At 60.0% G+C, this 25,821-nt stretch carries 25 protein-coding genes; 10 read left to right on the top strand and 15 right to left on the bottom strand.

Going from position 1 to position 25,821, the window contains the following annotated elements; all coding sequences use genetic code 11:
• Positions 1–29: 29 nt before the first annotated feature.
• Positions 30–2,099 (top strand): PAS domain-containing sensor histidine kinase, encoded by a 2,070-nt coding sequence (locus JOY50_RS13780; protein WP_132845665.1) that lies wholly within the window; start codon positions 30–32, stop codon positions 2,097–2,099.
• A gap of 39 nt (positions 2,100–2,138) precedes the next feature.
• Here the strand turns inward: JOY50_RS13780 and JOY50_RS13775 are convergent, their stop codons facing one another.
• A complete protein-coding gene (locus JOY50_RS13775; protein WP_243055413.1) occupies positions 2,139–3,710 on the bottom strand; it encodes a sensor domain-containing diguanylate cyclase in 1,572 nt (523 codons plus the stop codon).
• Positions 3,711–3,800: 90 nt separating this feature from the next.
• The gene (locus tag JOY50_RS13770; RefSeq protein WP_019470887.1) at positions 3,801–3,971 is read right to left on the bottom strand and encodes a hypothetical protein; all 171 of its coding nucleotides are present in this window, start codon (positions 3,969–3,971) and stop codon (positions 3,801–3,803) included.
• Between the two features lie 179 nt (positions 3,972–4,150).
• On the opposite strand from JOY50_RS13770, the gene JOY50_RS13765 reads away from it, so the two are divergent.
• The 3 genes from JOY50_RS13765 to JOY50_RS13755 all read left to right on the top strand — a co-directional run bounded on the left by JOY50_RS13765 (position 4,151) and on the right by JOY50_RS13755 (position 7,217).
• Positions 4,151–4,570, top strand: coding sequence for a hypothetical protein (locus tag JOY50_RS13765; protein WP_132845661.1), 420 nt, complete (start codon positions 4,151–4,153; stop codon positions 4,568–4,570).
• Between the two features lie 235 nt (positions 4,571–4,805).
• A complete protein-coding gene (locus JOY50_RS13760; RefSeq protein WP_132845825.1) occupies positions 4,806–6,161 on the top strand; it encodes an MFS family transporter in 1,356 nt (451 codons plus the stop codon).
• A gap of 12 nt (positions 6,162–6,173) precedes the next feature.
• Complete coding sequence (locus JOY50_RS13755) at positions 6,174–7,217, top strand: hydroxyacid dehydrogenase (RefSeq protein ID WP_132845659.1); 1,044 nt, start codon at positions 6,174–6,176, stop codon at positions 7,215–7,217.
• Between the two features lie 2 nt (positions 7,218–7,219).
• Here JOY50_RS13755 and JOY50_RS13750 read toward each other — a convergent pair whose 3' ends face one another.
• The 10 genes from JOY50_RS13750 to JOY50_RS13705 all read right to left on the bottom strand — a co-directional run bounded on the left by JOY50_RS13750 (position 7,220) and on the right by JOY50_RS13705 (position 16,184).
• Positions 7,220–8,335: an FUSC family protein gene (locus JOY50_RS13750; protein ID WP_243055412.1), complete on the bottom strand. Its 1,116-nt coding sequence runs from the start codon at positions 8,333–8,335 to the stop codon at positions 7,220–7,222.
• A 50-nt stretch (positions 8,336–8,385) separates the two neighbouring features.
• A complete protein-coding gene (locus tag JOY50_RS13745) occupies positions 8,386–8,991 on the bottom strand; it encodes a TetR/AcrR family transcriptional regulator (RefSeq protein WP_243055411.1) in 606 nt (201 codons plus the stop codon).
• Positions 8,992–9,178: 187 nt separating this feature from the next.
• Positions 9,179–9,997: a CoA ester lyase gene (locus tag JOY50_RS13740; RefSeq protein WP_138736410.1), complete on the bottom strand. Its 819-nt coding sequence runs from the start codon at positions 9,995–9,997 to the stop codon at positions 9,179–9,181.
• Positions 9,994–10,836, bottom strand: coding sequence for a MaoC family dehydratase N-terminal domain-containing protein (locus tag JOY50_RS13735; RefSeq protein WP_132845651.1), 843 nt, complete (start codon positions 10,834–10,836; stop codon positions 9,994–9,996). Before JOY50_RS13735 ends, JOY50_RS13740 begins: the two co-directional genes overlap by 4 nt.
• A 13-nt stretch (positions 10,837–10,849) precedes the next feature.
• Entirely contained in the window at positions 10,850–11,779 is a 930-nt protein-coding gene (locus tag JOY50_RS13730; protein ID WP_243055410.1) for an electron transfer flavoprotein subunit alpha/FixB family protein, read from the bottom strand.
• Entirely contained in the window at positions 11,779–12,528 is a 750-nt protein-coding gene (locus tag JOY50_RS13725) for an electron transfer flavoprotein subunit beta/FixA family protein (protein ID WP_132845647.1), read from the bottom strand. The genes JOY50_RS13730 and JOY50_RS13725 overlap by 1 nt, the downstream gene beginning before the upstream one ends.
• 52 nt (positions 12,529–12,580) lie before the next feature.
• On the bottom strand, positions 12,581–13,777 hold the full coding sequence (locus tag JOY50_RS13720) for a CaiB/BaiF CoA-transferase family protein (protein ID WP_192902507.1): 1,197 nt from the start codon (positions 13,775–13,777) through the stop codon (positions 12,581–12,583).
• 56 nt (positions 13,778–13,833) lie between these two features.
• On the bottom strand, positions 13,834–14,994 hold the full coding sequence (locus JOY50_RS13715; protein WP_169725183.1) for an acyl-CoA dehydrogenase family protein: 1,161 nt from the start codon (positions 14,992–14,994) through the stop codon (positions 13,834–13,836).
• Between the two features lie 75 nt (positions 14,995–15,069).
• Positions 15,070–15,666 (bottom strand): thiamine pyrophosphate-dependent enzyme, encoded by a 597-nt coding sequence (locus JOY50_RS13710; protein ID WP_016499729.1) that lies wholly within the window; start codon positions 15,664–15,666, stop codon positions 15,070–15,072.
• On the bottom strand, positions 15,654–16,184 hold the full coding sequence (locus JOY50_RS13705) for a thiamine pyrophosphate-binding protein (protein ID WP_019470870.1): 531 nt from the start codon (positions 16,182–16,184) through the stop codon (positions 15,654–15,656). Before JOY50_RS13705 ends, JOY50_RS13710 begins: the two co-directional genes overlap by 13 nt.
• Positions 16,185–16,472: 288 nt before the next feature.
• Here JOY50_RS13705 and JOY50_RS13700 point away from each other — a divergent pair, with 288 nt between their 5' ends.
• Together JOY50_RS13700 and JOY50_RS13695 are read left to right on the top strand one after the other, a co-directional pair.
• Entirely contained in the window at positions 16,473–17,396 is a 924-nt protein-coding gene (locus JOY50_RS13700; protein WP_138736408.1) for a LysR family transcriptional regulator, read from the top strand.
• 276 nt (positions 17,397–17,672) lie between these two features.
• A complete protein-coding gene (locus tag JOY50_RS13695; protein ID WP_243055409.1) occupies positions 17,673–19,043 on the top strand; it encodes an MFS family transporter in 1,371 nt (456 codons plus the stop codon).
• A 45-nt stretch (positions 19,044–19,088) separates the two neighbouring features.
• Here the strand turns inward: JOY50_RS13695 and JOY50_RS13690 are convergent, their stop codons facing one another.
• From JOY50_RS13690 to JOY50_RS13680, 3 genes are all read right to left on the bottom strand, one after another.
• Complete coding sequence (locus JOY50_RS13690; RefSeq protein WP_132845639.1) at positions 19,089–20,543, bottom strand: sodium:alanine symporter family protein; 1,455 nt, start codon at positions 20,541–20,543, stop codon at positions 19,089–19,091.
• Between the two features lie 86 nt (positions 20,544–20,629).
• Complete coding sequence (locus JOY50_RS13685; RefSeq protein WP_243055408.1) at positions 20,630–21,439, bottom strand: alpha/beta fold hydrolase; 810 nt, start codon at positions 21,437–21,439, stop codon at positions 20,630–20,632.
• 89 nt (positions 21,440–21,528) lie between these two features.
• Positions 21,529–22,428 (bottom strand): LysR family transcriptional regulator, encoded by a 900-nt coding sequence (locus JOY50_RS13680; RefSeq protein ID WP_063424285.1) that lies wholly within the window; start codon positions 22,426–22,428, stop codon positions 21,529–21,531.
• A gap of 107 nt (positions 22,429–22,535) precedes the next feature.
• Here JOY50_RS13680 and JOY50_RS13675 point away from each other — a divergent pair, with 107 nt between their 5' ends.
• Genes JOY50_RS13675 through JOY50_RS13660 form a run of 4 tightly spaced genes read left to right on the top strand, consistent with a single transcriptional unit; the run spans position 22,536 to position 25,696 of the window.
• Positions 22,536–23,198, top strand: coding sequence for an RraA family protein (locus tag JOY50_RS13675; protein ID WP_132845634.1), 663 nt, complete (start codon positions 22,536–22,538; stop codon positions 23,196–23,198).
• A gap of 1 nt (position 23,199) precedes the next feature.
• Positions 23,200–23,865, top strand: coding sequence for an RraA family protein (locus JOY50_RS13670; RefSeq protein WP_132845632.1), 666 nt, complete (start codon positions 23,200–23,202; stop codon positions 23,863–23,865).
• Positions 23,862–24,491, top strand: a complete 630-nt coding sequence (locus tag JOY50_RS13665) for an RraA family protein (protein ID WP_132845630.1) — start codon at positions 23,862–23,864, stop codon at positions 24,489–24,491. Before JOY50_RS13670 ends, JOY50_RS13665 begins: the two co-directional genes overlap by 4 nt.
• Complete coding sequence (locus JOY50_RS13660; RefSeq protein ID WP_243055407.1) at positions 24,488–25,696, top strand: pyridoxal phosphate-dependent aminotransferase; 1,209 nt, start codon at positions 24,488–24,490, stop codon at positions 25,694–25,696. Before JOY50_RS13665 ends, JOY50_RS13660 begins: the two co-directional genes overlap by 4 nt.
• Positions 25,697–25,821 lie beyond the last annotated feature (125 nt).

Genomic DNA, 25,821 nt, shown 5'->3' with positions numbered 1-25,821 from the left:
GTTCATGTGCGTAAGGAAAGAGGCAATATATGGATCGCGAAGGCGCCGGCTTTTCAGGAGAGCTGGATGCTCCCGCATTACCCAGTCAGGAGTCCGCGTTTCCGACGAGCGCTTTGGAGCGTCTGCAGTTGGCGCTCGATGCTGGCGCGATCATTGGAACGTGGGTGTGGGATATTCGGCACAACCAGGTGACCGCGGATGAGCGGTTCTCGCGATCATTCGGGCTTGCTGCAGATAAATGCCTGGCGGGTATTCCGATCGAGGAAGCTTTTGCGTCGATTCACCCTGACGACCGTGATCGTGTCTCTGCCGATATCCAGGAGGCAATGAGCCGTGGCGGCGCCTACCGGTGTGAATACCGCGTGAGGCAAGATGATGGCAGCTACCGCTGGATTGAGGCCAATGGCAGAGCTGAGCTAGACGAGCAAGGCGAGGCTGTCCGGTTCCCTGGCATTCTCATGGACATTGAGTCACGCCGTTCAGCAGAGGCTGAACGCGACAGGATGTCAGCGTTGCTGCGTACCTTCACGGCTGCCGTTCCGGGGGTTGTCTACGCAAAGGATCTCGAGGGGCGGCTGATTGTTGCAAATGACGGTGTCACCCGACTGGTTGGTAAACCACCAGAGCTGTATCTGGGCAAAACCGACCTGGAGTTTCTGGAAGACAAGGCCCAGGCACGCCAGATCATGGAAACCGATCGTCATATCATGCATGGCGGGAAAGGCGCGCTGCAGATCGAAGAGCGTGTCGACATGCCGGATGGCACGGCTACCTACTGGCTTTCTGTCAAGGCACCCCTGTGCGACGAAGCCGGCGAGGTCATCGGGCTGATCGGCTCGTCCATCGATGTCACCGCGCGAAGAAATGCCGAGGCGGAGTTGCTTGAGCTTAACCGCACCCTGGAAGCGAAGATTGAACAAGCCGTGGCCGAGCGGGAAGCGGCGCAGGCAGCGCTACGCCAATCGCAAAAAATGGAGGCGGTCGGTCAGCTGACCGGAGGTATCGCTCACGATTTCAACAACCTGCTCGCGGGCATCACCGGAAGCCTTGAGCTGATCAAGCTTCGCTTGAAGCAGGGGCGCACCACTGACGTAGAACGTTACCTGACGGTGGCACAGGGTGCAGCACAAAGGGCGGCATCGCTGACCCACCGACTCCTGGCGTTCTCTCGTCGCCAGACGCTGATGCCTGTTCATACCGATGTGAACACCCTGATCAGCGACATGGAGGAGCTGATACGTCGGACGGTAGGGCCAGCAGTCCAACTCAAGGTCGAGCTCCATGCAGCCTCAAGTACTTGCCTGGTGGATCCGGCTCAAGTAGAGAACTCACTGCTAAACCTGTGTATCAACGCTCGCGATGCATTGGAAGGTGGAGGATCGATCTCCATCAGGACGTACAACGAGCAGCTGGTACCAGGGGCAAATCTCGACCCAGAACTGGCACCCGGCACGTACTTCACGATCTGTGTTGCCGATGACGGGGTAGGCATGAGCGCTGAGACGTTAGCGCGTGCATTCGAGCCTTTCTTCACCACCAAGCCTGTGGGGGCGGGTACCGGGCTCGGCCTGTCCATGATCTATGGTTTCGCCAAGCAGTCTGGCGGGCAGGTTCGGATCGAGTCAGAAGTGGGCCAAGGCGCCCGCGTATATCTGCAGCTGCCCAGCCATAAGGTTGAGGTCGATGCTGCAGGTCGTACCGAGCCATTGCCTGAGTCAGAACCGACCTCCTCAGGCGAAACGGTGTTGGTCGTCGATGATGAACCCTCCGTCCGCATGTTTGTGAGTGAGTCGCTGGGCAGCTGCGGATACATCGTGATTGAGGCGACCGATAGCCTTGCCGGCCTGCAGTTACTCCGCTCGGATACCCGCATCGATCTGCTTGTCACAGATATCGGTCTGCCAGGGGGAACCGACGGCAGGCAGATGGCCGATACTGGCCGCAGCATCAGGCCTGGTCTTCCGGTCTTGTTCATGACCGGGTATGCGCAACCCAATGTATTGGACAACGCCCAGCTGCAGCCCAACACGGCTGTGCTGACGAAACCCTTCACACTCGAAGCGTTGACGTTGAACGTAAATGCGTTACTTAAGCATTGATGATGCATAAGACACGCAAGCACCGTGTCCCCAAGGGCATCAGAGCGTTACCCGATCTCCGGCCACTATACGGTTACGTCCATTCTGTTTGGCCAGGTACAAGCGCTCGTCGGCGCGCTTGAGTATGGCCGGGGCACTGGGGGTGTCTGCGTCCCGACAGGCCACACCGATGGAGATGGTCAAGGTGCCGATCTGCGCCACGGCTGTAGCGCAGAGCGTGGCGCGGATCCGCTCGGCGACCTCGCAGGCCGTGCTCAGCGCGGTGTTCGGCAGCAGCAGGCAGAACTCTTCGCCACCGGCCCGGCACGGCAGGTCCCCGGCCCGCGTGCAGTCGCGGATCACTTGCGCGACCCTTTGCAACGCCAGGTCACCCACATCGTGACCAAAGTTGTCGTTCACCCGCTTGAAGTGGTCGACGTCCAACGCCAGTGCCGAATACGTCTGTTGAGTTGCGTCGAGTGCCAGGAGTGCCGCGTTCATCGCACGCCGGTTGGCCAGGCCGGTCAACGGGTCGGTGTCGGCCGCGGCGTTCAAGCTGCCGATCTTCTGTTGCAGTTGCTGCGACTGCACTACCAGCGCCTGGCGGATCGCCGCTGCCTCGGCGTACCAGGCGTTGATCGCGGACAGTTCAGCGGTGGCATTCGGCGTCGAAAGGTCGATGGCATGGCCGGCCAGCGCGCGCAGGGGGCGAGTGATCAGCATGACGCCCAGCAGTATCATGGCCAGACCGATTACCCCAGCCGGGATGATCCTGACCAGCATGTCGCGCATCAGCTTGCCCAGTGGCGCCAGTGCTTGTTCCCGGGGTTGTTGGACGACCACGGCCCAGTTGGAGCCCTGCACGTGTGCGAACCCGGCGAGCATCGGCACCTTATGGTAGTTGACCGTCTCCAGCGTGCCGCTGTCACCGAGCAGGGCCTTGTCCACCGTCTCGCTCCAGCCGAGCACTTCACCGATTCGCTGCTGATCGGGGTGGTAGAGCAATCGGCGGTTGCCATCGGCGACGAAGGCGAAGGCACCATCGAGGTGGTGTTCACCAATCAACGAATGCATCACGCCACGCTGTTGCAAGAACACGGAGCCGCCGACCAGCCCGAGATACTCGCCTGTGGGGCTGAAGACAGGCTGGGAGACGAAGACGATCAGCTTGTCGCTGGTTGAGGTAAAAGCCTGGCTGACCATGGGCCGACGCACCTTGAGCGCTTGGTGCAGTTCGTCGGAGCTGACCGTCGAACCGATCGGCACCGCAGGCGGGTAAGCCTGCAATACCTTGCCCGCAGGGTCGGTGATCAGCACGGTGTTCAACTCCGAGTCCTGGGCCTGCAGGCGGCGTGCTTCTTCCTCGAGCAACGCTCGATTGGCAAAGTCGCTGCCCAGGCGTTGGCTGCTGTACTTCAGGCGTTCATTGACCGAGTACAGAAACTGATCGATGCTCGAGGCGACCTTGAAGGCATAGGCACGGTTGGCCTCCAGTGCCGAATGCACCAGCGCATCGCGTTGCACACTGTAGGCCGTGATCAGGCTGTTGCAGAGGGTACTCAGCACGGCGAGCAGGACAAAGCCAAGAACCAGGCCACGCAGGCCGATACGCGATGACAGCACCTTGCTCATGAGTACGCCTCGTCCCTCGATAGCTGGAAAGTTCGGCACAAGCTTAGACGGCTATGGCAGCAAAGGTGCACCTGCGCAAGGAGTGACCGGTCAGGCCAGAAACTCCGAATCAGCAGGGCAAGCCGGCTGCTTGTCCTGCTGGATGTTGCTGTACACGGCAACCCCGCACACGCATGCCAGGCCGACACTGGCAAGCAGGATATCGCCCAGCAACATGCCTGCGACCAACACCAGCACACTGATGCGAAAGAGGGTTGTCATGACTGCCTCCGATGCAGTTCGATAAGAACCCTGACCATACCGGCGCAGCCGAAATTGTGCAGCCCACTTGCGCGCCTGCGGCCGTGTTTACCTGTGAAATGGCAGAACGGACCTATTTCGTACGGTATGGAATGCTGGTTGGCGGTATCCTGAAAGCCCCAGCCCCAGGTGCACCGATCATGCGCACAATGATGCTTTTATTGGCAATCACGGCAGTTACAGGTTGCCAATCGCCGCTGCCAAGCGCCAATCCGCAGATGGCCTGGGTCGATTTCTCGGTGCCATTTCCCAATGACAGGTTACTGATGGCCGAACGGCTGGATAAGCAACGGTTGAGCGACGGGCGCTTCTTTCAAGTGAGCCCGGGCAGCCATGAGCTGATCGTCAGGTTCGATTATGAAGTGGGCGGTGGCGGGGGGCTGAGCCTGATGGGCGGCACTACTGTGCGCGAATGCTACCTGACGGTCCCTTACGCCAACTTCCAGGCAGGCCAACGCTATGTGCTGGAGGGGCGGTCGATGGCGCTGACGCCTGAGGCGCGGTTGTACAATGCCAAGGGGGAGGTGGTTGCAGAGGTCAGCGAGTTCTATTGCCTGTAAGGGGCAGGGCTTCCTGCACACGTGGTAGAGCGAGCAGGCGTTCGGCTGTGTGCTTAGTGGCAAGCACAAGCTTGCCCTGATATCAGCCCGGCTTAGTTTGTTTGAAGTAAACGGCCATGCCCGCAAGGCATAGCTGTTAGATCTTAGGCAGGTCTTCCGTCCCACCATCGCTGTGCAAAGCTGTACCCGAGTTGGCAAAACAATAACAACAAGGGTAGCGATCATGAATGCAGATATGGGCACGGCACGTCCGTTGACTCGCAAAGAGCGTACAACTGCAATTGTAGGTGTCTGTTCCGGCAACCTGGTGGAGTGGTACGACTTCTTCATCTATGCCTACACATCAATCTATTTCGCCTCACTGTTCTTTCCGGCGGGCGATCAGACCAGCCAGCTATTAGCCACCGCTGGTATTTTTGCGGTCGGTTTCTTCATGCGCCCGCTGGGTGGCTGGATATTCGGTTACATCGCCGATACGCGTGGTCGCAAGATATCGATGATCATCTCCGTGTTCATGATGTGCGGTGGGTCATTGATGATCGCTGTCATGCCAACTTACGCCACTGTCGGTGTCGCGGCGCCGGTCCTGTTGGTAGTCGCCCGCTTGATGCAAGGGCTATCGGTCGGTGCAGAGTACGGCACCGGCGCGACCTACATCAGTGAGGTCTCACGCGCTGGGCGCCGCTCGTTCTATGGCTCGTTCCAGTACATGACCATTATCGCAGGGCAACTGCTGGCGCTGTTGACGGTGGCAGTGCTGCAACTGGTGCTGTCTGAACAGGACCTGAAAGCCTGGGGTTGGCGAGTGCCGTTCCTGATCGGCGCGCTGGCCTCGATCGTGGTGGTGTACCTGCGCCGGACCATGCGCGAAACAGCCACTGCGCAAGGGATGAAGAGCAAGGAGGCGGGTTCGCTCAGGGGCCTCATGCAACACAAGCGCGCTGTACTGCTGACTTTCACCATTACCATCGGCTGTTCTCTGTACTTCTATACTTTCACGGCCTACATGCAGAAATTCCTGGTGGTCAGCGTCGGTATTCCGGCACCGACAGTGAGCATCATCATGGCTTCGGCGCTGGTGATCTTCATGTTTGCCCAGCCGGTTTTCGGCATGCTTGCGGACAAGATCGGCGTACGCCGCAACATGATAATTTTCGGTCTGCTGTCCACGTTCCTGGTCATACCCCTGTTGTCAGCGATCAAGTCTGTTCAGGACCCGCTGAGCGCATTCGCGCTGGTGGTCGCCGGGTTGCTCATTGCAGCCTTCTATACGCCGGTTACTGGCGTGCTGAAAGCAGACTTCTACCCGCCAACCGTTCGGGCCCTTGGTGTAGGGCTGCCTTATGCGGTAGGTGCTGCAATGTTCGGGGGTTCCGCTGAATACGTAGCACTGAGCTTCCGCTCGCTGGGCATGGAGGAGTACTTCTATCTGTATGTCGCGGCTATCGCTGCCATCACCCTTGTTTCCTCCCTGTTGATGCCAGACCTCTCCAGACATGGCTACCTGGATGGCGATGGCAAGGTCGAGGAGAACATTGGGGTGCGCAAGTTCATGGGACGCAAATCAACGCCATCCCACATCAGCCATTGAGGTGAGGCGAGCATGAATAGCGAAGTGAAGAAAATCGTACGCTTCGACGTCTGGTACCACCCGATGATGGCCCAGACGCTCGAAGCTTCAGCCAATGTGGTGTTGCAAACCGTACCTCGTGACCAGGCGCCCGCGCTGATCATGCAAGCGCTGCGCAGTTGCCAGGTGTACCAGGTGCCATCCGCACGCGATGAGCTGCCACCTGAATGGCGTGTGACGGAACGTTTACTCAACCAACTGCCAAACCTGCTGTGTGTCTCAACCAATGGGGCCGGTTATGACACCGTCGACGTCGATGCCTGCACCCGTGCCGGCGTTCTGGTAGTGAACCAGTCCGGTGCCAATGCTCAATCGGTAGCAGAGGCAACCATCGGGCTGATGCTCGACAGTGCGCGGCGCATCAGCGAATCGGATCGGCGGTTGCGCAGGGATCGAGGTTTCTCTCGCGAAGATTTGATGGGCTTCGAGCTTTCAGGAAAAACGCTGGGTCTGGTCGGTATCGGTGAGATAGGTACACGGGTAGCACGTATCGCCCACGCCCTGGGCATGCGGGTCATCGCCCATGATCCGTTACTGACAAGCGAGCAGATCGATCAACGGGGCGCAACCGGCTGCGACCTCAAGACGCTGTTGCAGCAGAGTGATGTCGTGTCGTTACATTGCCCCCGCCTGGCTTCGACGCTGAACATGATGAACGCAACAACGTTTGCGTCGATGCGCAAGGGCGCCATTTTCATCAATACGGCGCGTGGCGGCCTGCATGACGAGGCCGCACTTTATGCGGCGCTGGCCTGTGACCACCTTGGGGGGGCGGGTATCGACGTCTGGGACGAAGAGCCGCCAGCCCTCGATCATCCATTGCTTGGGCTTGATAACGTGGTAGGCCTTTATCACACCGCAGGTGTAACCCGCGAGGCCCGTCTGCGCATGGGGCTATGGGCAGCGGAGCAAATTCTGCAGGTGCTGCGCGGGGAGGAGGGGCCACGTATGGTCAACCCGCAAGTGTTTGCAGCCTATCGACAACGGCTCCAGGCCAGCAATCATTCGTCAGCCTAGTTTCATTGGGAGGCGCTCTGGCGGATCAGCTGATTCGCCAGGCGTATTACGCCGATCAGGACGAAACCTGCCAGCACCCCCTCCAGGCGGATGAACCCGGGCGCAGGGCTGACGTTGACGTAAGTATCAGGCACCATCACTACCAGATACACGAGGGAAAATTGGGTGCCGGCGTAAGTGTATGAGCGGTTACTGTTCTCGATGTGCCGCCCGACCATCACGCCGATGCACATTGCCAGGGTCATGGCGATCCAGTTCGAGCCTACCAGCCATAAAGCCAGCCCCGCACAGGCAGCGCCCGCGCAGCAGCCTGCCAGGCGATGAACATTGCGCAGCGTGACTGCGCGGCTACCTGGCAAAAGCGCCCCAGGTGGCACCATCATCACGGCCATGACGGTGATAGCTGCCTGGCTCAATCCCCCCACTTCCAGCCAGATACCCAAGGAAGGGATCAACGCCAACGCCAGCCCTGCCTGCAGCACATGACGTAGCAGGCAACGGTCAAGGTCCGGTTCGTTCACACGCGCGCCAGATCGGGAAGATAACGCACCATCTGGAAACATCTTGCGTACAGTCCGCCCGGAGAGCATGGCTACGAACCAGCAGGCAAGGGTGCCGCATGCCACTTCCTCCAGGCGGGTTCTGGCTATCTCGATCACGGATGGGCCACCCGTCGCGTCAAATCCGGAGATAGCCACCATGGCGAATGTCAGTCCGGCAAACAGCCAGGCGTAACCATGCTCATGGCGGATGGCGCACCACAGCGTGCATGCGCCGACCAGCCCTATGACGGGACCAAGCCAATGCACGCTTATTTGCATTTGAGTCAGTAGCGCTGCTGCGGCCAAGCCGCCTGCGGCAGTGCCGATGATCCGGAGCCCGCCACGGTAAACGCAGTCGTGCAGACTTGAACGCATCACCATGTAGCCACTGAAAGCAGCCCAGCCAACATTATCTACCGCCAGATAATGCGCCATGCCGATAGCCAACAACATGGACAGCAGCGTCTCGGCTTCGTCCAGCAAGCGTTGGGGGAGGCGGTCCGGGTTGGAGAACTCTTTACGGATCCCCTGGGTGAACTGCGCGAGGCTCGACCACAGCGTGAATCTGAATGACATGATCTAGGTCCTGATCCGTTCCGTCCGGGCGTGCTTGCAGACAGGATAGGTCAAGGATGATTGCGGTGGCCTGAGCACCAGAGCGCGCGTTGATGAGGTCGCAGCAATGCAGTGCACGCCTGCAGGATGTGCTCCTGGATCCAGGTTTCATCGAAAGGCGCCTTGCTGAGCCGCAGGCTGTTGGCGCTTTCGATAATCGCAACGATCGCCACCGAGGCTTTGGAGGGGTCATCCACGCGGTACTGGCCTGTCGCACAACCTTTCTGAATGATGCATTCCACAGGCTGGGCCAGCCGTGCACTCGCCCGATCCAGCCAGCGCCGGTGGCTGGCTTCAAGGTGCCTGACCTCGTGTCGCAGGATCAAATCTTCCTGTGGGACGGTGACTTGCCGCTCGAGTGAGAAACACACATATCCCTTCAGGTCGCGTGGGCATACGCTCGCATGCCACGCCTGAAGACGTTTTTCGACGATGTCCAGGACCACATTGAGCAGGAGATCCTGTTTGCAGTCGACGTGATGGTAAAGGCTGCCTGGGAGTATTCCGACACGTTGCGCCAGTTTTCGCATGGTCATGGCGGTATAGCCTATTTCAACCATCAGCTCTGACGCGGCCTGCATGACAGGTGGAGGGCATGTACGGGCGGCGTCAACCATACGCCGGCAACCTGGATAGGGCACGCAGCAGCCGGCAGATCAAGCGCTTGCAGCACTTGCGCGGTGGCAGGGCTGTGCCATTCATCAACCACATACGGCACCTCTTCGACGGGTGCCCCCGATACAGATTACCCCTGCGCGTCAGAACAGTGGTCGCGTGCTGTAACGGGAGCATGCACTGAACCCTTCAACCCGCCTGCAGCAAGATTGCCCGGGCACGCAGGATCACCGGAGCGTCGACCATCTGGCCATCAAGGGTGAATACGCCGGCGCCAGCTTCGGCCTGCTCGACCACCCGTCGAGCCCAATCCAGTTCGTCATGCGAGGGTTTCAGGGCATCGTGGATCACCTTGACCTGGCTTGGGTGGATGCACAAGGCGCCGCCAAAGCCCATGTCCCGTGCAAACCGGACTTGACGCTGCAAGCCGTCGATATCCTGGATGGCGGGGAACACGCCGTCCAAGGGCGCGGCCAATTCCGCGACACGGCTATGTAGCAGCACTGCGTAACGGGCATGCCCCAGCACGTGCTCGGCTGCTGCGCTACCCGTGCTGAGGCCAAGGTCCAGGCCCAGGTCCAGGCTGCCAAATGACAACCTGTCTACGCCAGCCGCTGCCGCCAGGGATGCTAGGGCAGCCAGGCCCTTGGCACTTTCGATGATTGGCCACACCGCTTTGCCAGTGGCATGGGCGCGATCGATCTGGTCAACGCTTTCAGCCTTCGGCAGCAGAATGCCGATGACCCCGGCATGACGCCGGCAAAGCGACAGGTCAGCCTCGTGGGCCCAATGACCAGGCGCATTCACCCGTACCAGCACCTTGGCCTGCGGATGATCGTCGAGGAACTGGTCGAGATTGTTGCGCGCCTGCTCCTTCAGCGTCTCTTCCACAGCGTCCTCAAGGTCGACAATGACCCGGTCCGCACCACTGGCCAATGCTTTCGGAATGCGTTCTGGGCGAGTCGCGGGAACGAAAAGCGCGCTACGGACTACGGGTTGTTGTGTCATTGGCGTGCCTCCTGGACGAATTCGATCTCGCCGACCTGGGCCTGACCTGCCTGATTGCCAGCCCAGACCTGGGCTTTACCCTCACCGATCAATCGGCCACCGACCTCGAATGCGTCAGGGCAGATCAAGGGACGAACACCACGGAAGCTGAATCGACGCACTGTCAATTGCGGGTTCGCCCGTACGAATGCTTGCACGTTCAGCGTTGCGATCAGGGGGCCGTGCACCACCAGGCCAGGGTAACCCTCGGTTTCGGTCACATACGGCCAATCATAATGAATGCGGTGGCCGTTGAACGTCACCGCCGAATAGCGGAACAGCAACGTCGGGCTTGGCTGAACGTGAAGATGCCAGTCTCCCTGCGGCATCGGCTCGGTTCCGCCCAGTTTGGGTGGCGATGGCTCACGATAAACGATGTCCTGTTCCTCGATGAGCGCCCGCTGGCCGTCTTGCACGTACTCATGTTGTACCGTGACAAACAGCAAGGACCCCGTACGCCCATGCTTTTCCTGAACGTTGAGGATGGTCGAACGGCGAGATACCTGGGCATCCACGCGCAGCGGGTGGATGAACTCCAGGCGACCACCCGCCCACATGCGGTTGCGGTTATCCGCCGGGGGCAAGAAGCCGCCTCGCGCGGGATGGCCGTCCCCGCCTAGCCCGGAGTGCTCGACGGCGTCCTGGAAGAATGCCCAGTGCCAGAGTTCGGGCAGGGGGGCACCCGGAGCTGGCGCTGGCTCACTCAGGGTTGCGGCAATACGTTTTACCAGGTTATGGCTGATGCAATCGTGCACGGTCTGACTGCGACCGATCCAGGTTTCAGGTGCTGATGGGGTCATTGTTTTTGTCCTGTTACAGCGTGGAGGTGAGTGCTGGCACGATATCGAACAAGTCGCCGACCAGTCCGTAATCGGCCACCTGGAAGATCGGCGCTTCTTCATCCTTGTTGATCGCGACAATCACCTTGGATTCCTTCATGCCGGCCAAATGCTGGATCGCGCCGGAGATACCGACCGCGATGTACAGCTGCGGGGCCACGATCTTGCCGGTCTGGCCGACCTGCATGTCGTTGGGAACAAAGCCTGCGTCTACTGCCGCGCGTGATGCCCCAACTGCCGCGCCGAGCTTGTCGGCCAGGCGGTACAGGTGGCTGAAGTTGTCACCGGTGCCCATGCCGCGGCCACCGGAAACAACAATGTCTGCCGCGGTCAGCTCGGGGCGATCGGACGTGGCCAGTTCTTCGCCGACGAACGCCGATATGCCTGTATCGCAGGCGCCAGCCAATGCCACGATCGGAGCACTACCGCCTACTGCCGGCAGGGCCTCAAAGCCGGTGGATCGAACGGTGATGACTTTGACTGCGGCGTTCGACTGCACGGTGGCGATGGCGTTGCCCGCATAGATCGGGCGCTTGAAGGTATCGGCAGACTCGACCGAAATGATTTCGGAGATCTGATCGACATCCAGCAACGCTGCCACCCGTGGCAGGATGTTTTTGCCGTTGCTGGTGGCAGGGGCGAGTACATGGCTGAAGTCGCGACCCAGGTTGGCCACCAATGGCGCAACATTTTCCGGGAGCTGGCGCGCGTAGGCAGCGTCGTCTGCCATTAGCACCTTACTCACTCCAGCGATCTGCGCCGCCGCGAAAGCGACACCGGAAACGTCCAGCCCCGCGACCAGGACCACCACTTCCCCTCCGATCTGGCGGGCTGCAGCCAGAGTATTCAAGGTCGGCGCGGCGAGTGTGTGATTGTCGTGTTCAGCTACTACCAGGATAGACATCAGATTACCTTCGCTTCGTTCTTCAGCTTCTCGACCAGTTCGGCCACCGATTTGACCTTGATGCCCGCGCTGCGCGCAGCTGGCGCTTCGACTTTCAGGGTCGTGTTGGTGGAGGCGAGGGAAACGCCCAGATCGTCAGGCTTGACGGTCTCCAGCGGCTTCTTCTTGGCCTTCATGATGTTCGGCAGCGACGCATAGCGTGGCTCGTTCAGGCGCAGGTCGGTGGTGACGATGGCTGGCAGGTTCAGCGACACGGTCTGCAAGCCGCCATCGATTTCACGAGTGACGTTCAGCTTGTCGCCAGCAACGATGACCTTGGAGGCGAAGGTGCCCTGGGCGTAGCCGGTCAGCGCAGCCAGCATCTGGCCGGTCTGGTTGTTGTCGCTGTCGATGGCCTGCTTGCCAAGGATGACCAGCTGCGGCTGCTCTTTGTCGACAACGGCTTTCAGCGCCTTGGCCACCGCCAGGGAGTTCAGCTCGTCAGCGGCCTCTACCAGGATGGCACGGTCGGCACCCAGGGCCAGGGCGGTACGCAGTTGCTCCTGGGCAGTGGTCGGGCCGACGGAAACGACGACGATCTCGGTCGCCACGCCTTTTTCCTTCAGGCGTACGGCTTCTTCCACGGCGATTTCGCAGAAGGGGTTCATGGACATCTTGACGTTTGCAAGGTCGACGCCGGCGTTGTCCGCCTTGACGCGGACTTTGACGTTGTAATCGACCACACGTTTGATAGCGACCAGCACTTTCATAAGCAGTAATACTCTGTTCTTGAGCTCTCACAACAGGCGGTAAAAAGAGGGGTCAGATGACCCCTGAAGCGCGCAGCTGTTGAATTCGTTCATGAGTCAGGCCAAGTTCGGCAAGGATGTTTTCGCTGTGCTCGCCAAGCGCGGGGACCGGGCCCATGCGGGGTGCAAAGGCATTGCTGGTGGCGGGCGGGAGCAGGCTGGGAACGCTGCCTGCGGCCGTGTCGATGCGCCGCCAGCGGTCTCGGGCTTTTAGTTGTGGGTGCTCCCAGACACCCTGCATATCGTTAACCTTGGCGTTGGCAATGCTGGCCTGGTCCAGCCGCTGAATAACGGTATCGAAGCTCAATGGGGCGAAAGCCTCGATGATCAACGCTCGCAGGGCGTCACGGTTGGCCACGCGTTTGAAGTTGGCAGAAAACCGATCATCATCCGCAAGCTCTGGCCGGATCAGCACATGCTCGCAGAACAGCTGCCACTCCCGTTCGTTCTGCAGGCCGAGCATCACGGTGCTGCCATCGCCAATAGGGAATGGGCCGTATGGATAGATCGTGGCGTGCGCTGCACCAGCGCGAGGCGGTGGCGGGGCACCCTCGTAGGCGTAATAGAGCGGGTAATTCATCCACTCCACCAGGCTCTCCAACATCGAAACTTCAACGTGGCTGCCGATGCCGGTTTTTTCCCGCAACAGTACGGCCGAGAGGACGCCCGTATAGGCATACATACCGGCAGCGATATCAGCTATCGAGTTGCCCGCCTTGGCCATCCCGTCTTCGCCGGGCCCACCGGTGACCGAAAGAAAACCGCCTTCGCTCTGGATCAGCAGGTCATAGGCTTTTTTCTGCTCGTAGGGGCCCCCAGCGCCATAGCCGGAGATGTCGCAGACGATGAGCCGCGGGAAGCGCTCGTGCAATTGCTCGAAGCTCAACCCAAGGCGGGCGGCCGCGCCTGGCGCCAGGTTCTGCACCAGCACATCGGCTTGCTCCAGTAGCTGGTCAAGGATGTCCCCGGCGATATCCTGCTTGAGGTCAAGGGCCAGGCTTTCTTTCGAGCGGTTGGTCCAGACGAAATGCGAGGCCAGGCCGTTGACCCGCTGATCGTAACCACGGGCGAAGTCGCCACTGCCCGGGCGTTCGACCTTGATCACCCGGGCGCCCAGGTCAGCCAGCTGACGGGTACAGAAGGGCGCGGCGATCGCATGTTCGAGGCTGATGACGGTAATGCCGTCAAGTGGGCGAATGGGCTGACTCATGATTGATGTCTCTCTTGTTATGGCAGGCCCCTCACGGTTGGCGAGGGGGACCCGGGTCAGAACGAACGTGGCAGTTCCAGCAGATGTTCGGCCACGTAGGACAAGATCAGGTTGGTTGAAATGGGCGCGACCTGATAAAGGCGGGTTTCGCGGAACTTGCGCTCGACGTCATATTCATTGGCAAAGCCGAAGCCGCCGTGGGTCTGCAAGCATGCGTTGGCGGCCTCCCAACTGGCTTTGGCCGCCAGGTACTTGGCCATGTTCGCGGCGGCGCCAGCGTTGCGACCGCTGTCGTACTCAGCGCAAGCACGCCAGCGCATCAGGTCCGCGGCTTCGATTTCGATGTAGGCTTCAGCGATGGGGAACTGCACGCCCTGGTTCTGGCCGATCGGGCGGCCGAATACCACGCGATCACGGGCGTACTGGCTGGATTTCTCGATAAACCAGCGGCCATCGCCGATGCATTCGGCGGCGATCAAGGTACGCTCGGCATTGAGCCCGTCGAGGATGTAGCGAAAACCCTTGCCTTCTTCGCCAATCAGGCTGCTGGCAGGGATTTCCAGGTTGTCGAAGAACAGCTCGTTGGTTTCGTGGTTCACCAGGTTGGCAATGGGCTGTACGGTCAGGCCGTTACCGATGGCTTCACGCAGGTCGACCAGGAAAATCGACATGCCATCTACCTTCTTGGTGACCTCGGCGAGCGGGGTGGTACGCGCCAGGAGGATCATCAAGTCAGAATGCTGGACGCGAGAGATCCACACTTTCTGGCCATTAATCACGTACTTGTCGCCTTTGCGAACCGCCGTGGTCTTGATCTTGGTGGTATCGGTGCCGGTGGTCGGCTCTGTTACGCCCATCGACTGCAGGCGCAGCTCGCCACTGGCCAGTTTGGGCAGGTAGTAGCGCTTTTGTTCTTCGCTGCCGTTACGCAGCAAGGTGAACATGTTGTACATCTGGCCATGGATGGTGCCCGAGTTGCCGCCGCAGGCGTTGACTTCTTCAAGAATAACCGAGGCCTCGGCCAGACCCAGGCCGGAGCCGCCAAACTCCTCGGGTATCATCGCCGACAGCCAGCCGGCCTCAGTCATGGCTTTGACGAAGGCTTCAGGGAAGCCTTTTTCTTCGTCGACCTTGCGCCAGTATTCGGCCGGGAAATCGCCACACAGGGCACGTACACCCTCACGAATGGCGTTGAGTTCTTCTTGATTGTTGTCGATCATCATCATTCTCCAGGGTGGGGCAGGCCGGCAGCGTCATCGTGGTTCGGCCGCCGGCCCGACCCTATAACACGGTCAGATAGGCTGGAAGCCAAGGGCGGCGCGGAAACGGTTCTTGATGTATTGGCCATCACGCGGCGGCAGTACACGTGGCGGGTTTTCGGCTTTGATCTTCACCGTGGCCAGCTTGACCCCGTCCCGATTGGCGAAACGCTCACGCAGGGCATGGACCCCGTCCATTTCACGGATTTCCTGGGTCCAGGCAAAGCCACAGGTTTCAGCGACCCGGTCCAACTGGATGCCGAAGCCGGCGTGGCTGACTTGCATACCGGTTTCACCGAAGTGGCCGTTATCCAGCACCACGATGGTCAGGTTTTTCGGCTGCTGCAGTGCAACAGTGGCCAGTGCGCCGAACCCCATCAGCAGCTCACCATCCCCGGTGACAACCACCACGCTTTTGTCCGGCTGCGCATTGGCGAGGCCCAAGCCCACGGTAATGGCACTGCCCATGGCCGCCCAAAGGTAGTAGTTGTTGTCGTGGTCACCCGCGGCCATCACATCATAGGAGGCAGAGCCCAGGCCGGTGACGACGAGCACATCATTGCGATCGGCGAGCAAGGTACGGACGACCTCCCGGCGGCAAAGCACGTGGTTGGCGCTTACTTGACCCATTTCTTTTCTCCGATCAGGCGCTGACCAAGCAGCAGGGCGGTGGCGGCATCGCCGTTGAAGGCCATGGTGGCGGCGCCATGTAGCAGGGGGGCCACATCCTCAGGCTTGTCAGCGCGCCAGGTCATCACTTTCATCAGGTTCAGGGAGGCTTCAGTGGCCTGACCCATCGGGTTTTGCCAGGCGTTGAATTCAGCCCAGTCCCCCCGCATGGTCACTACCATCAGAAGGGGGAAACCAGCGCAGTTCTGCAAGGCGAGGGTGTTGATGCAGTTGCCGACACCGCTCGACTGCATCAGTAGGGCGCCACGTTCACCACCCAGCCAGGCGCCGGCCAGGTAGCCAATGCCTTCTTCTTCCGTGGTGAGCACAACGGCCTTGATGTCGGGGTCTGCATAGGACATGCGAATGGACGCCGAGTGGCCAGCGTCCGGTACGAACACGACATGCTTGACGTCGTGGGCCTTGAGAACACGGAACACGTCCTCTTGCCAGTTCTGTTCAGCTTCTTGCGATGACATGGGTATCTCCCGGCAGTGCTGCTTTTGTTTTTCCTCATCATGCGACGAGATGCAGCGCAGGACGACTACCGTTTTTTTCTTTGAGATATGCCGGGGCGGCATAGGTGAGCCCATAGCACGCGGTAGGCAACCCGATCATCAGGAAGACGCCCATAGCCCAATCGTGCTGTGGCGTATGCTTTTGGTTCTAGCTGCTATGCCCAAATGCTATAGCTGCTGCCCGAGGCTGTCTTTAGACTGTCCAAACGCCGTTCAGAGGCGCCCATTCCCCCTGCCAGTGGTTGACCGATGGACGTAGTGCAACTGAAAACCCTGATCCATGTGGCCGAGCTTGGCAGCCTGAGCAAGGCTTCGGACCGGCTCCATGTGGCGCAACCTGCATTGAGCCGGCAGATTCGGCAGTTGGAAAAGGAACTGGGCGTCTACCTGTTCGAGCGGCATGGCCGCGGTATGGAAATCACCGCTGCCGGCCTCGAGGTTCTTGAACGGGCCACCCGGATCATGGACGAACTCGAGTCCATCCGTACCTCGGTAGCCGGCGGGCGTGCCGCATTTCGCGGCATGGTCGCCATCGGTACCACGCCGACCATCGCCGAGATTGTCACTGTGCCGTTGGTGCAGCGCATCCGCGACACTCACCCGGACCTCTCGATCCGCTTTTCATCGGCGTTCAGCGGCTATTTGCTGGACTGGTTGCAGCGGGGCGAGCTGGAGCTGGCCATCTCATACGATCCGCAGCCACTGCACACGTTGCGAATCGAACCGGTAATGATGGAGAACCTGGTCCTGGTTGGCCCTCCCGAGGCCAGGTTGAACCTGGACACGGCCGTGTCGTTCGCAGAATTGGCCAATGAACAGATGGTGCTGCCCAGCCCCCGCCATGGGCTGCGCAAGATCATGGACCAGTGCGCCCTTGAGCGAGGCTTCAAGATCACCACCAGTGTCGAGGCGGACTCCTTTGGCGCGATGATCGACCTGGTGCGCAATGGTTTTGGCTATACGGCATTGCCACTGGCCTCCATCTACTCCCGCCTGAATGACGGCACGCTATGCGCCGCGCCGCTGGTTGACCCGACGCCAATGCGCAAGCTGGTGCTCGTGCTGCCCGCCGATCGGCAAGTAAGCCCTGCAACGCGCTACGTCGGCCAGACCTTTGTGGACATTGCCAGCGAGCTGGTGGCCCAAGGCATCTGGGCGGGGCACATGCTCTGAAACGGCTGCGCCAAGCTATTCAATCGCGGCATAGCTGCTAGAGGGCAGCGGGTCTGGCCGCTACTCAGGTGAGGGCGTAGCTTTGCCCGGGATAAAAGTCAGTGCGCTTTCGCTGGCTTGTAAAATAATAGATCCCAGAAGGTGCCCCCAATGATGTGCGTTCCATCGCCCCGCGTACTGCCGCCTGCTTTTCCTGTGATGACTCCAAGCCAGTAGATCGACGCAGACCAACGCTGTTGTTCTTGCCCCGCGTTTGCCTCAGATCTGGAGTTCCCCATGCACGCCAACAATCACAATCCTGCTGCGCCTGATATCCGTAACCTGACCAATCGCCAACGGATCCGCGCCATTCTCGGCGCCTGTTCCGGAAACCTGGTGGAGTGGTACGACTTCTTCATCTACGCCTACACCTCAATCTACTTCGCCGCGCTTTTTTTCCCTCAGGGCGACCAGACCACACAACTTTTGGCAACGGCCGGCATTTTTGCTGTCGGCTTCTTCATGCGCCCCCTGGGCGGGTGGATTTTCGGTTACCTCGCTGACACGCGTGGCCGCAAGTTTTCCATGATCATCTCCGTCTTTCTGATGTGTGGGGGCTCGCTGATGATCGCGCTATTGCCCACCTACGAAACCATTGGCATGGCGGCGCCGGTTCTTTTGCTGATTGCCCGCTTGATGCAGGGCCTTTCGGTAGGGGCTGAATACGGTACCGGTGCTACCTACATCAGCGAGATTTCCAGTACGGGCAAGCGCTGCTTCTTTGGCTCGTTCCAGTACTTCACGATCATTGCCGGGCAACTGCTGGCATTGCTGACTGTGGTTGTGCTGCAGAACGTGCTGCCCATCGAAGAACTCAAAGCCTGGGGCTGGAGAATTCCATTCTTCATTGGTGCAGTGAGTGCGCTGGTAGTGGTCTACCTTCGCCGCTCGATGCTTGAAACGGCAAGCCACCAAGGTGCCAAACACAAGGAAGCGGGCTCGATAAAAGCGCTGATGAAGCACAAGAAAGCCCTGCTGCTGACGATTGCCATCACTGCGGGTTGCTCGCTGCACTTCTATACATTCTCCACCTACATGCAGAAATACCTGGTGGTTTCGGCGGGCTTCGATCCGTCGACCGTGAGCTTCATCATGACAGCCGCGCTGGTGGTGTTCATGTGCCTTCAGCCAGTGTTCGGGATGATGGCTGACAGGATTGGTTCGCGAAACAGCATGATTGCCTTCGGCCTGCTGTCGAGCCTGTTGATCGTACCGTTGCTCACGGGGCTCAAGAGCGTCAACAACCCGTACGAAGCCTTCGCGCTGGTCATGCTGGGCCTCCTGATTGCAGCGTTCTATACGCCGGTCACCGGCGTGCTGAAGGCAGACCTGTACCCCGCCACGGTCCGTGCGCTGGGCGTAGGGCTGCCCTATGCCTTGGGCAACGCGCTGTGTGGCGGTACTGCCGAGTACGTGGCGCTGTCCTTGCGTGGCGCGGGCGTGGAGTCGTACTTCTACTACTACGTGGCGGCGATGAGCGTCATCACCCTGATTGCCGCAGTGCTCATGCCCGATCTACGCAAGCACGGTTACCTCGACGGCACGGGGGCTGTGGAAGAAAACACCGGCTTGCGTCCTGGGGCTCATTATTCGAATGCACGAAGCTGAAACCAAGCCCAGGCAACCACTACGGTTGCCTGGGAATCCTGCTCATCAAGATATTTTTGGTGGCTCAGGTTCGAGTACACCCAGGTCCTTATCTTTTTCGACCTGCTCTGGAGCATTGCTCCAGATGGTCCTGTCTATGTTGAGGTCGTGGAAGGCACTGGCGGTGAGAACCGGCTCGGCAACGCCGGCTTTGCGCTGTGCGTCATAATCTGCGAGCAGTCGCAGGCCAACTCGGCATAGCAGGACCAGGGCGATGAGGTTCACCAGCGCAGAAAGGGTCATGGTGATGTCGGCGAAGGCAAACACTGTGCTCAGATCCTGAACCGAGCCCCAGAGAATCAAGGCCAGTACCAGGGCGCGATAGCTCAGCAGCGCCTTGCGGTTCTTGCCCAGAATAAACCTCAGGTTGTTTTCGCCCAGGTAGTAGTTGTAGAGAATCGAGGTGAACACGAACAACGCAAGTGCAATGCTGATGAAGCTGCGGCCCCAGTCACCGACCACTGCGGCAAGCGAGTTCTGGGTCAGCACGATGCCGTCACCCGCGAAACCAGCGGTATAGAAGCCCGACAGCAAGATCAGCAAAGCGGTGCAGGTGCAGATGATGAACGTATCGAAAAACACGCTGAACGCCTGCACGACACCTTGTGAGACAGGGTGGCGAACTTCGGCCACCGCTGCGACGTTTGGTGCACTGCCCAGGCCAGCTTCGTTGGCGAATACGCCACGCTTCACACCCATCACGATTGCGCTGCCGATCAGGCCACCGAAGGCTTGATCGAGCCCAAACGCGCTTTTCACGATGGTCAACAGCATCAAGGGCACGTGATCAAATTGCAGCACAATGACGTACAGGGTAACCGCTATGTAGGCCAGCGTTTTCACCGGTACCAGCAGGTCTGCCACCCTGGCGATGCGTTTGATGCCACCCATGAACACCAGCGCTAGCACGGCGGCCAGGGCGATGCCGGAATAGGCGGGGTCAAAGCCAAAGGCATTTTGCAGTGAATGGGTTACCGCGTGTGACTGCAGGCCATTGAAGGAAAAACCGAACGTGACGATCAACAGTACCGCCATCACCACGCCCAGCCATCGCTTGTTCAGCCCGTACTCCATATAAAACGACGGGCCGCCATGAAACTGGCCGCTACCGTTGTGGCGCTTGTACAACTGCGCCAGGCTGCATTCGAACAATGTGGTGGCCATCCCCACCAGTGCAGTAACCCACATCCAGAACACCGCACCAGGACCGCCCAAGGTTACAGCCACGCCGACGCCGGCGATGTTACCCGCCCCGACACGGCCGGCCAGGCTGAGCATGAGGGCCTGGAAGGAACTGATTTGGGTCGAACTGCTGGTAAGGCTGTCCTTGAACACCTTGAACATGTGCAGGAAATAGCGAAGCTGCACAAACCGTGTCTTGACGGTGAAATAAGCGCCCAGGCCGACGACCAGGACGATAAGCAGCTTTCCCGAGAGAAAGCCATTGATGGCTTCGAGCATGACGCAACCTCATTGTTATTATGACTGGGTGTGCGGGTACACACGGCCGCAAGCAGCCGTGTAGGGGTTGGAGCCGGTGAACGGGGTCAGGCGCGGTCTTGCAGTGCCTTGATGTGCTGCCACATCAGCGCCGGGTTGGAGTACATCGGGAAGTGGCCACAATCAGGGATGCAAGCCAGTTGCACCCCTTGGGCAGCGATGTCGTCCAGATAGGAAAGGTGGGCGTTGGTTGCGCCGTACATGTACTGGCGCGGGAAGGGTAGCGCCAGGAACTTCTCCATCAGACCGCCGTTATCTGACAGCTCAACCATGGACTCGAAGATGCCGCGCACCGCCCCGGTACGTACCTTGTGCGCCAGGCTGGCCGCATAGAGTGCGCTGGCAGGATCGGCGGCAAGCCGGGTGCGCTCGATGAAGTCGCGGAAAAAGCGCAAATCGTCTTCGCGCGGGTGATCGTGGATCTGCCGGCTGAGGAAGCAATCTTCGGGCGCAATATTGCCTTCGATGTCGACGAAACTCAGCACTCGATCCGGGGCGGCATCAGCGAGCATCAGCCCGGTCAGGCCACCCATGGAGTGGCCGACCAGGTGAAATTGGTCGACGCCAAAATGTGCAAGTACGGCCTGGGCAGTCTTCACCAGCAAGGGGATGTTGATGCGGGCGAGGTCGACGCATTCGGTTTCTCCGCAACCAGGCGCATCGTAGGCAATGAAGGGATGACCTTCGAATGCGGGCTGCAGCGTGATGTCGGCATAGTCTTCTTTGGTAGAACCGAACCCATGCAGGAAGAGGATAGGTGCCTTCGGGCCGGAACGATGGATCACCGCCAGGTCCAGCAGCACGCCGTCGATGTTCAACGGCAGTTTCTCGTGAGTGAAGCGAGCAGGGTTTGCCACGGTGGGAACTCCTTTTACAGAGGCCCCAATGTCGGGCCCACCCAGAATTTTGTAAAATACGAAGCCGCGAACCTTGTCATATGCCCAGCCTATGACGCAAAAACCTGCTTGGCCTGGTCAATCATCGCATCCACCAAGGGATTACCGTTTACGCCGTGCCATGCCATGGCGGTGGTGACAACCTTCACTTCGGGCTGCAACGGACGCACCAAAACATTTTCAGGAGCAAGCTTGTCCATGGAGGTGGGCACCAAAGCGATGCCCTGGCCACAACTGACGAACGCTACCTGCGCCGTGACAGAACGGACCTGATGCACGATACGCGGCGCGAAGCCGCTGGCCTTGCATAGCCCCACCAGATAGTCGAAATACACCGGGCTGACGTCTCGTGAGGCCATCACCAGGGTTTCATCGGCAAGTGCCTTGAGCTCAATGGCTGCACTGGCGGCCAGTGGGTGATCCTTGGGCATCGCGACTGCCAGGCGATCCTCTGACAGCGGCATGGACTGCAGATGCCGGCCGAGGTTGCCTTCAAGGCGTGCAAAGGCGATGTCGATATCGCCGGCCTCAAGCGCGGGTATCGCCTCTGCGCTATCGATCTCTCGAACCGAAACCGTGACCAACGGATGGTCTTGCTTGAACCGCTCGATCAACTGGGGCAGCACATCGATCATGGCCGAGGTGATCGCCCCGATGGTCACCACGCCGGCGTGGCCGGCCACTGCCTCGTGAACCGCCAACTCCAGCCGCTCCAGCTGATCAGCAAACTTGCGCACAGCGGGGAGAATTGCAGCCCCGGCGGCAGTGAGCTGAGCGCCACGGCGGGAGCGGGTGAACAGTTGAATGCGAAGGGATTGTTCAAGCGCCTGGATCTGCTCAGTCAACGGCGGCTGTGACATGCCCAGCCGCTTGGCCGCGCGGCTGAAGTTCTGGTCCTCGGCAACGGCCAGGAACAGCCACAGGTGACGTATCAAACGAAAGTTGATCACGGCATTCTTCCATAGGTTTGGGATATGACAAGCTTAGCTTCTTCGTAATATACGTATCAAATGCCCGCGCAGATACTCAAGCCTCACTTACAAGAGGCCTGCAACCGATGAGCTTGAAAGCCCCGCTTGAGCGCCTGGCTGTGCTCGATACCAATACGGTGTCGGACGCGCTGGACTTCCTCCAACTGCCTGGAGCCACCAACGGCCTGATGCCGCTCTGGAACTGCCCGAAGATTGTTGGCCGAGCCAGCACGGTGCAGCTGGGGCCAAAGCAGGACGTGGCACCCACCGTTCACCTGATTACCCCAGTCATCGAGCAGGTCACCACCGATGACCGCGTGCTGGTGATTGCGGGTGGCGTTGACGGTATTTCCAGCTGGGGCGACATCTTGGCCAACGCCGCCCGGCGCAAAGGCATCCGTGGCTCGATCATCGATGGCTTCAGCCGCGACATCTGCGGCAGTGCTGACATCGGCTACCCGGTCTACGGCCGTGGCGTGACCATGATCAGCGCGCGCAACAGGCTCATCCAGATCGACGCGGCTGTCACCGTTCGCATGGCTGGCGTTGACGTGGATGAAGGCGACTACGTGATTGCCGACGCATGCGGCACCGTTTTCGTCCCGGCCGGTGCCATCGAGAAGGTGCTTGACCTGGCCGAGCGTATCGACCGTCGCCAGGCCGGCATGGTGGACGCCGTCCGCGCAGGTCGTTCGGTCGAGGAAGTGATGCACGACACCCAATTCGAAGCCATCAAGGTGGAGCACTGATATGAGCCTTTCTGATAAAGACCTGGTCGCCTTGTTCCAAGGCTTGGATACCCCGGGGGTGTCCGACGCGATGGACAAGCTGGGCCTTCCCGGTCAGGCCTTTGGTATCGCGCCGCTGGCCAACTACAGCCAGATCGTGGTCGGCCCGGCCTTCACTGTCCAGTACGTCAGTGCAAGTACACCGCCAGGCACCGTGGGTGACTTCATTGATGAAGTAGCACCCGGCGACGTTGTGGTCATCGCCAACGAAGGCCGTACCGATTGCACGGTGTGGGGCGACATCATGACCCAGTACGCCCTGGCCCGCGGTATTGCCGGCACGGTCATTGATGGTGTCTGCCGCGATGTGAACAAGGCGCTGGGCGAAGGCTACCCGCTGTTCAGCAAAGGCCGCTTCATGCGTACCGGCAAGGACCGCGTCGAGGTCGTGGCCGTCAACCAGCCGGTGTCGGTTGGCCATGCCCGGGTTTGTGCCCGGGACATCGTCGTCGCTGACGCCAATGGTGTCGTCATTGTCCCGCGTGACCGTGCCCAGGAAGTTGCTGAAACGGCACGTCGCATCGAACACGTCGAAGCGCAAATCCGCGAACAGATTGCCATTGGCAAAAGCCTTAAAGACGCCCGTGCCGCCCTCGGTTACCACTCCCTTCAGAGCAAGCAATCATGAGCCTTCCACACGATTACCAGAACATTGCAAAGGTCCTGGGCACCTCCACCCTGTACGAGGCGTCCGGGCTGCCATGCGCCGTCGACCGCGAGATCCGCGCTGTCTGGAAAGGCGCATTCATCGCCGCGCCGGCTTACCCGCTGCAGTGTTCACCAGGTGACAACCTGGGCCTGCACCTGGCCGTGGCCAAAGCGCCGCGCGGCAGCGTGCTGGTGTGTGATACCGCCGACTTCGTCGCCGGCTATTGGGGTGAGGTGCTCACGGTGGCGGCCGAAGCGGCAGGCATCGTTGGCCTGGTGATCAACGGTGGTGTGCGCGACATCGCCGCGCTCGAAGCACATGGTTTCCCTGTATTTGCGCGTGGCATCTCGGTCAAAGGCACCGTCAAGGCCACCACGCCTTCGGTCGGCAAGCCGTTCGATTTCAGCGGTGCACCGGTCAGCGCCGGCGATCTTGTCGTCGCGGACGAGGATGGTGTGATCATCATCCCGGCCAATGCCGTTGAACATACCCTGCGTGAAGGACAAAAGCGCGCGGACAAAGAGGCCGTTTTCATGGGCAAGCTGCGCGAAGGTAAAACCACCATGGACCTGATGGGCCTCTCCCACCCGGAGGAGCACGCGTGAGCCTGGCAACGCTGAACCGTCGCCTGGAGGCTGCCAAGCCTTCGGCGACCTACAAGATCATTGACCGCGTGGCTGCGCGCCGCGCAGAAGGCGCGAAGATCATATCGCTTTGCGCGGGTGAGCCCGACTTCGATACGCCGGAGCACATCCGTACTGCGGCCATCAGTGCGATCAACAGTGGCCAAACCCGCTACACCCAGGTAGCTGGCCTTCGCACGCTGCGTGAAGCCATCGCACGCAAATACCAGCGTGAGAATGGTCTTGATGTCAGCTGGCAGGACACGCTGGTGTGCAGTGGCGGCAAGCAGGTCATCTTCAATGCCCTGGCCGCAACCCTGAACGAAGGCGACGAGGTTGTGATCCCCGCGCCATACTGGGTCAGCTATCCAGAAATGGTTGAACTGTGCGGTGGCGAGTCGCGGATCGTCGCTTGTGGCGCCGAGTCGGGCTTCAAGCTGACCCCGCAAGCGCTGGCCGAAGCCATCGGGCCGAAAACCCGCTGGCTGATCCTGAACTCACCGTCCAACCCCACGGGCGCCGTGTACGAGCGCGACGAATTGCAGGCTTTTGCTGAGGTGTTGCTGGCCCATCCGCAGGTACTGATTCTGGCGGACGATATCTATGAGCACCTGATATTCGACGGCCGTGACTTCCTCACGCTTGCCCAGGTTGAACCACGCCTGGCTGCGCGGACATTGACCATGAACGGCGTGTCGAAGGCCTACGCCATGACGGGTTGGCGGATCGGGTTTGCTACCGGCCCTCGCTGGCTGCTTGAGGGGATGGAGAAGCTTCAGGGTCAGCAGACCTCGGGTGCGTGTTCCATCTCGCAGCACGCTGCAATCGCAGCGCTGGACGGTCCGAAAGACTTCATCGCCCACAGCCGCGAAGTATTCCAGCGGCGCCGCGATTTCATGGTCGACCTGCTCAACCAGGCGCCGGGCATCAGTTGCGAGGTGCCAGGCGGGGCTTTCTACGCTTTTGCCGACTGCTCTGGGCTGATCGGCAAGCGCTCACCTGCTGGGCGCGAATTGGTCAATGACGAAGCTGTGGCCCTGGCGTTGCTGGAGGAGGCCAATGTTGCAGTCGTTCAGGGCAGTGCTTTTGGTCTTTCAGGCTACTTGCGCATTGCTTATGCGCTGGATGACGAGTCGCTGCGTGCGGCTTGCCAGGCCATTCACCGCTTTTGCGAGGACGCACGATAGCTAGATAACAACGCTGAAGTAGAGCAGCGGAAGGCTGCACCTCCTCAATTGCATACGTGCGATACAGGTGGTGCAGCCTTTTTGTTTGGACGCAGCCAATGTCCGCTCTGGATAGGTGCTGACAA

The sequence above is a fragment of the Pseudomonas sp. BP01 genome (assembly GCF_022760795.1).
GTDB lineage: Bacteria > Pseudomonadota > Gammaproteobacteria > Pseudomonadales > Pseudomonadaceae > Aquipseudomonas > Aquipseudomonas putida_Q.
The sequence above is the reverse complement of the archived record's forward strand: the minus strand, read 5'-3'. Positions and strand labels throughout refer to the sequence as shown.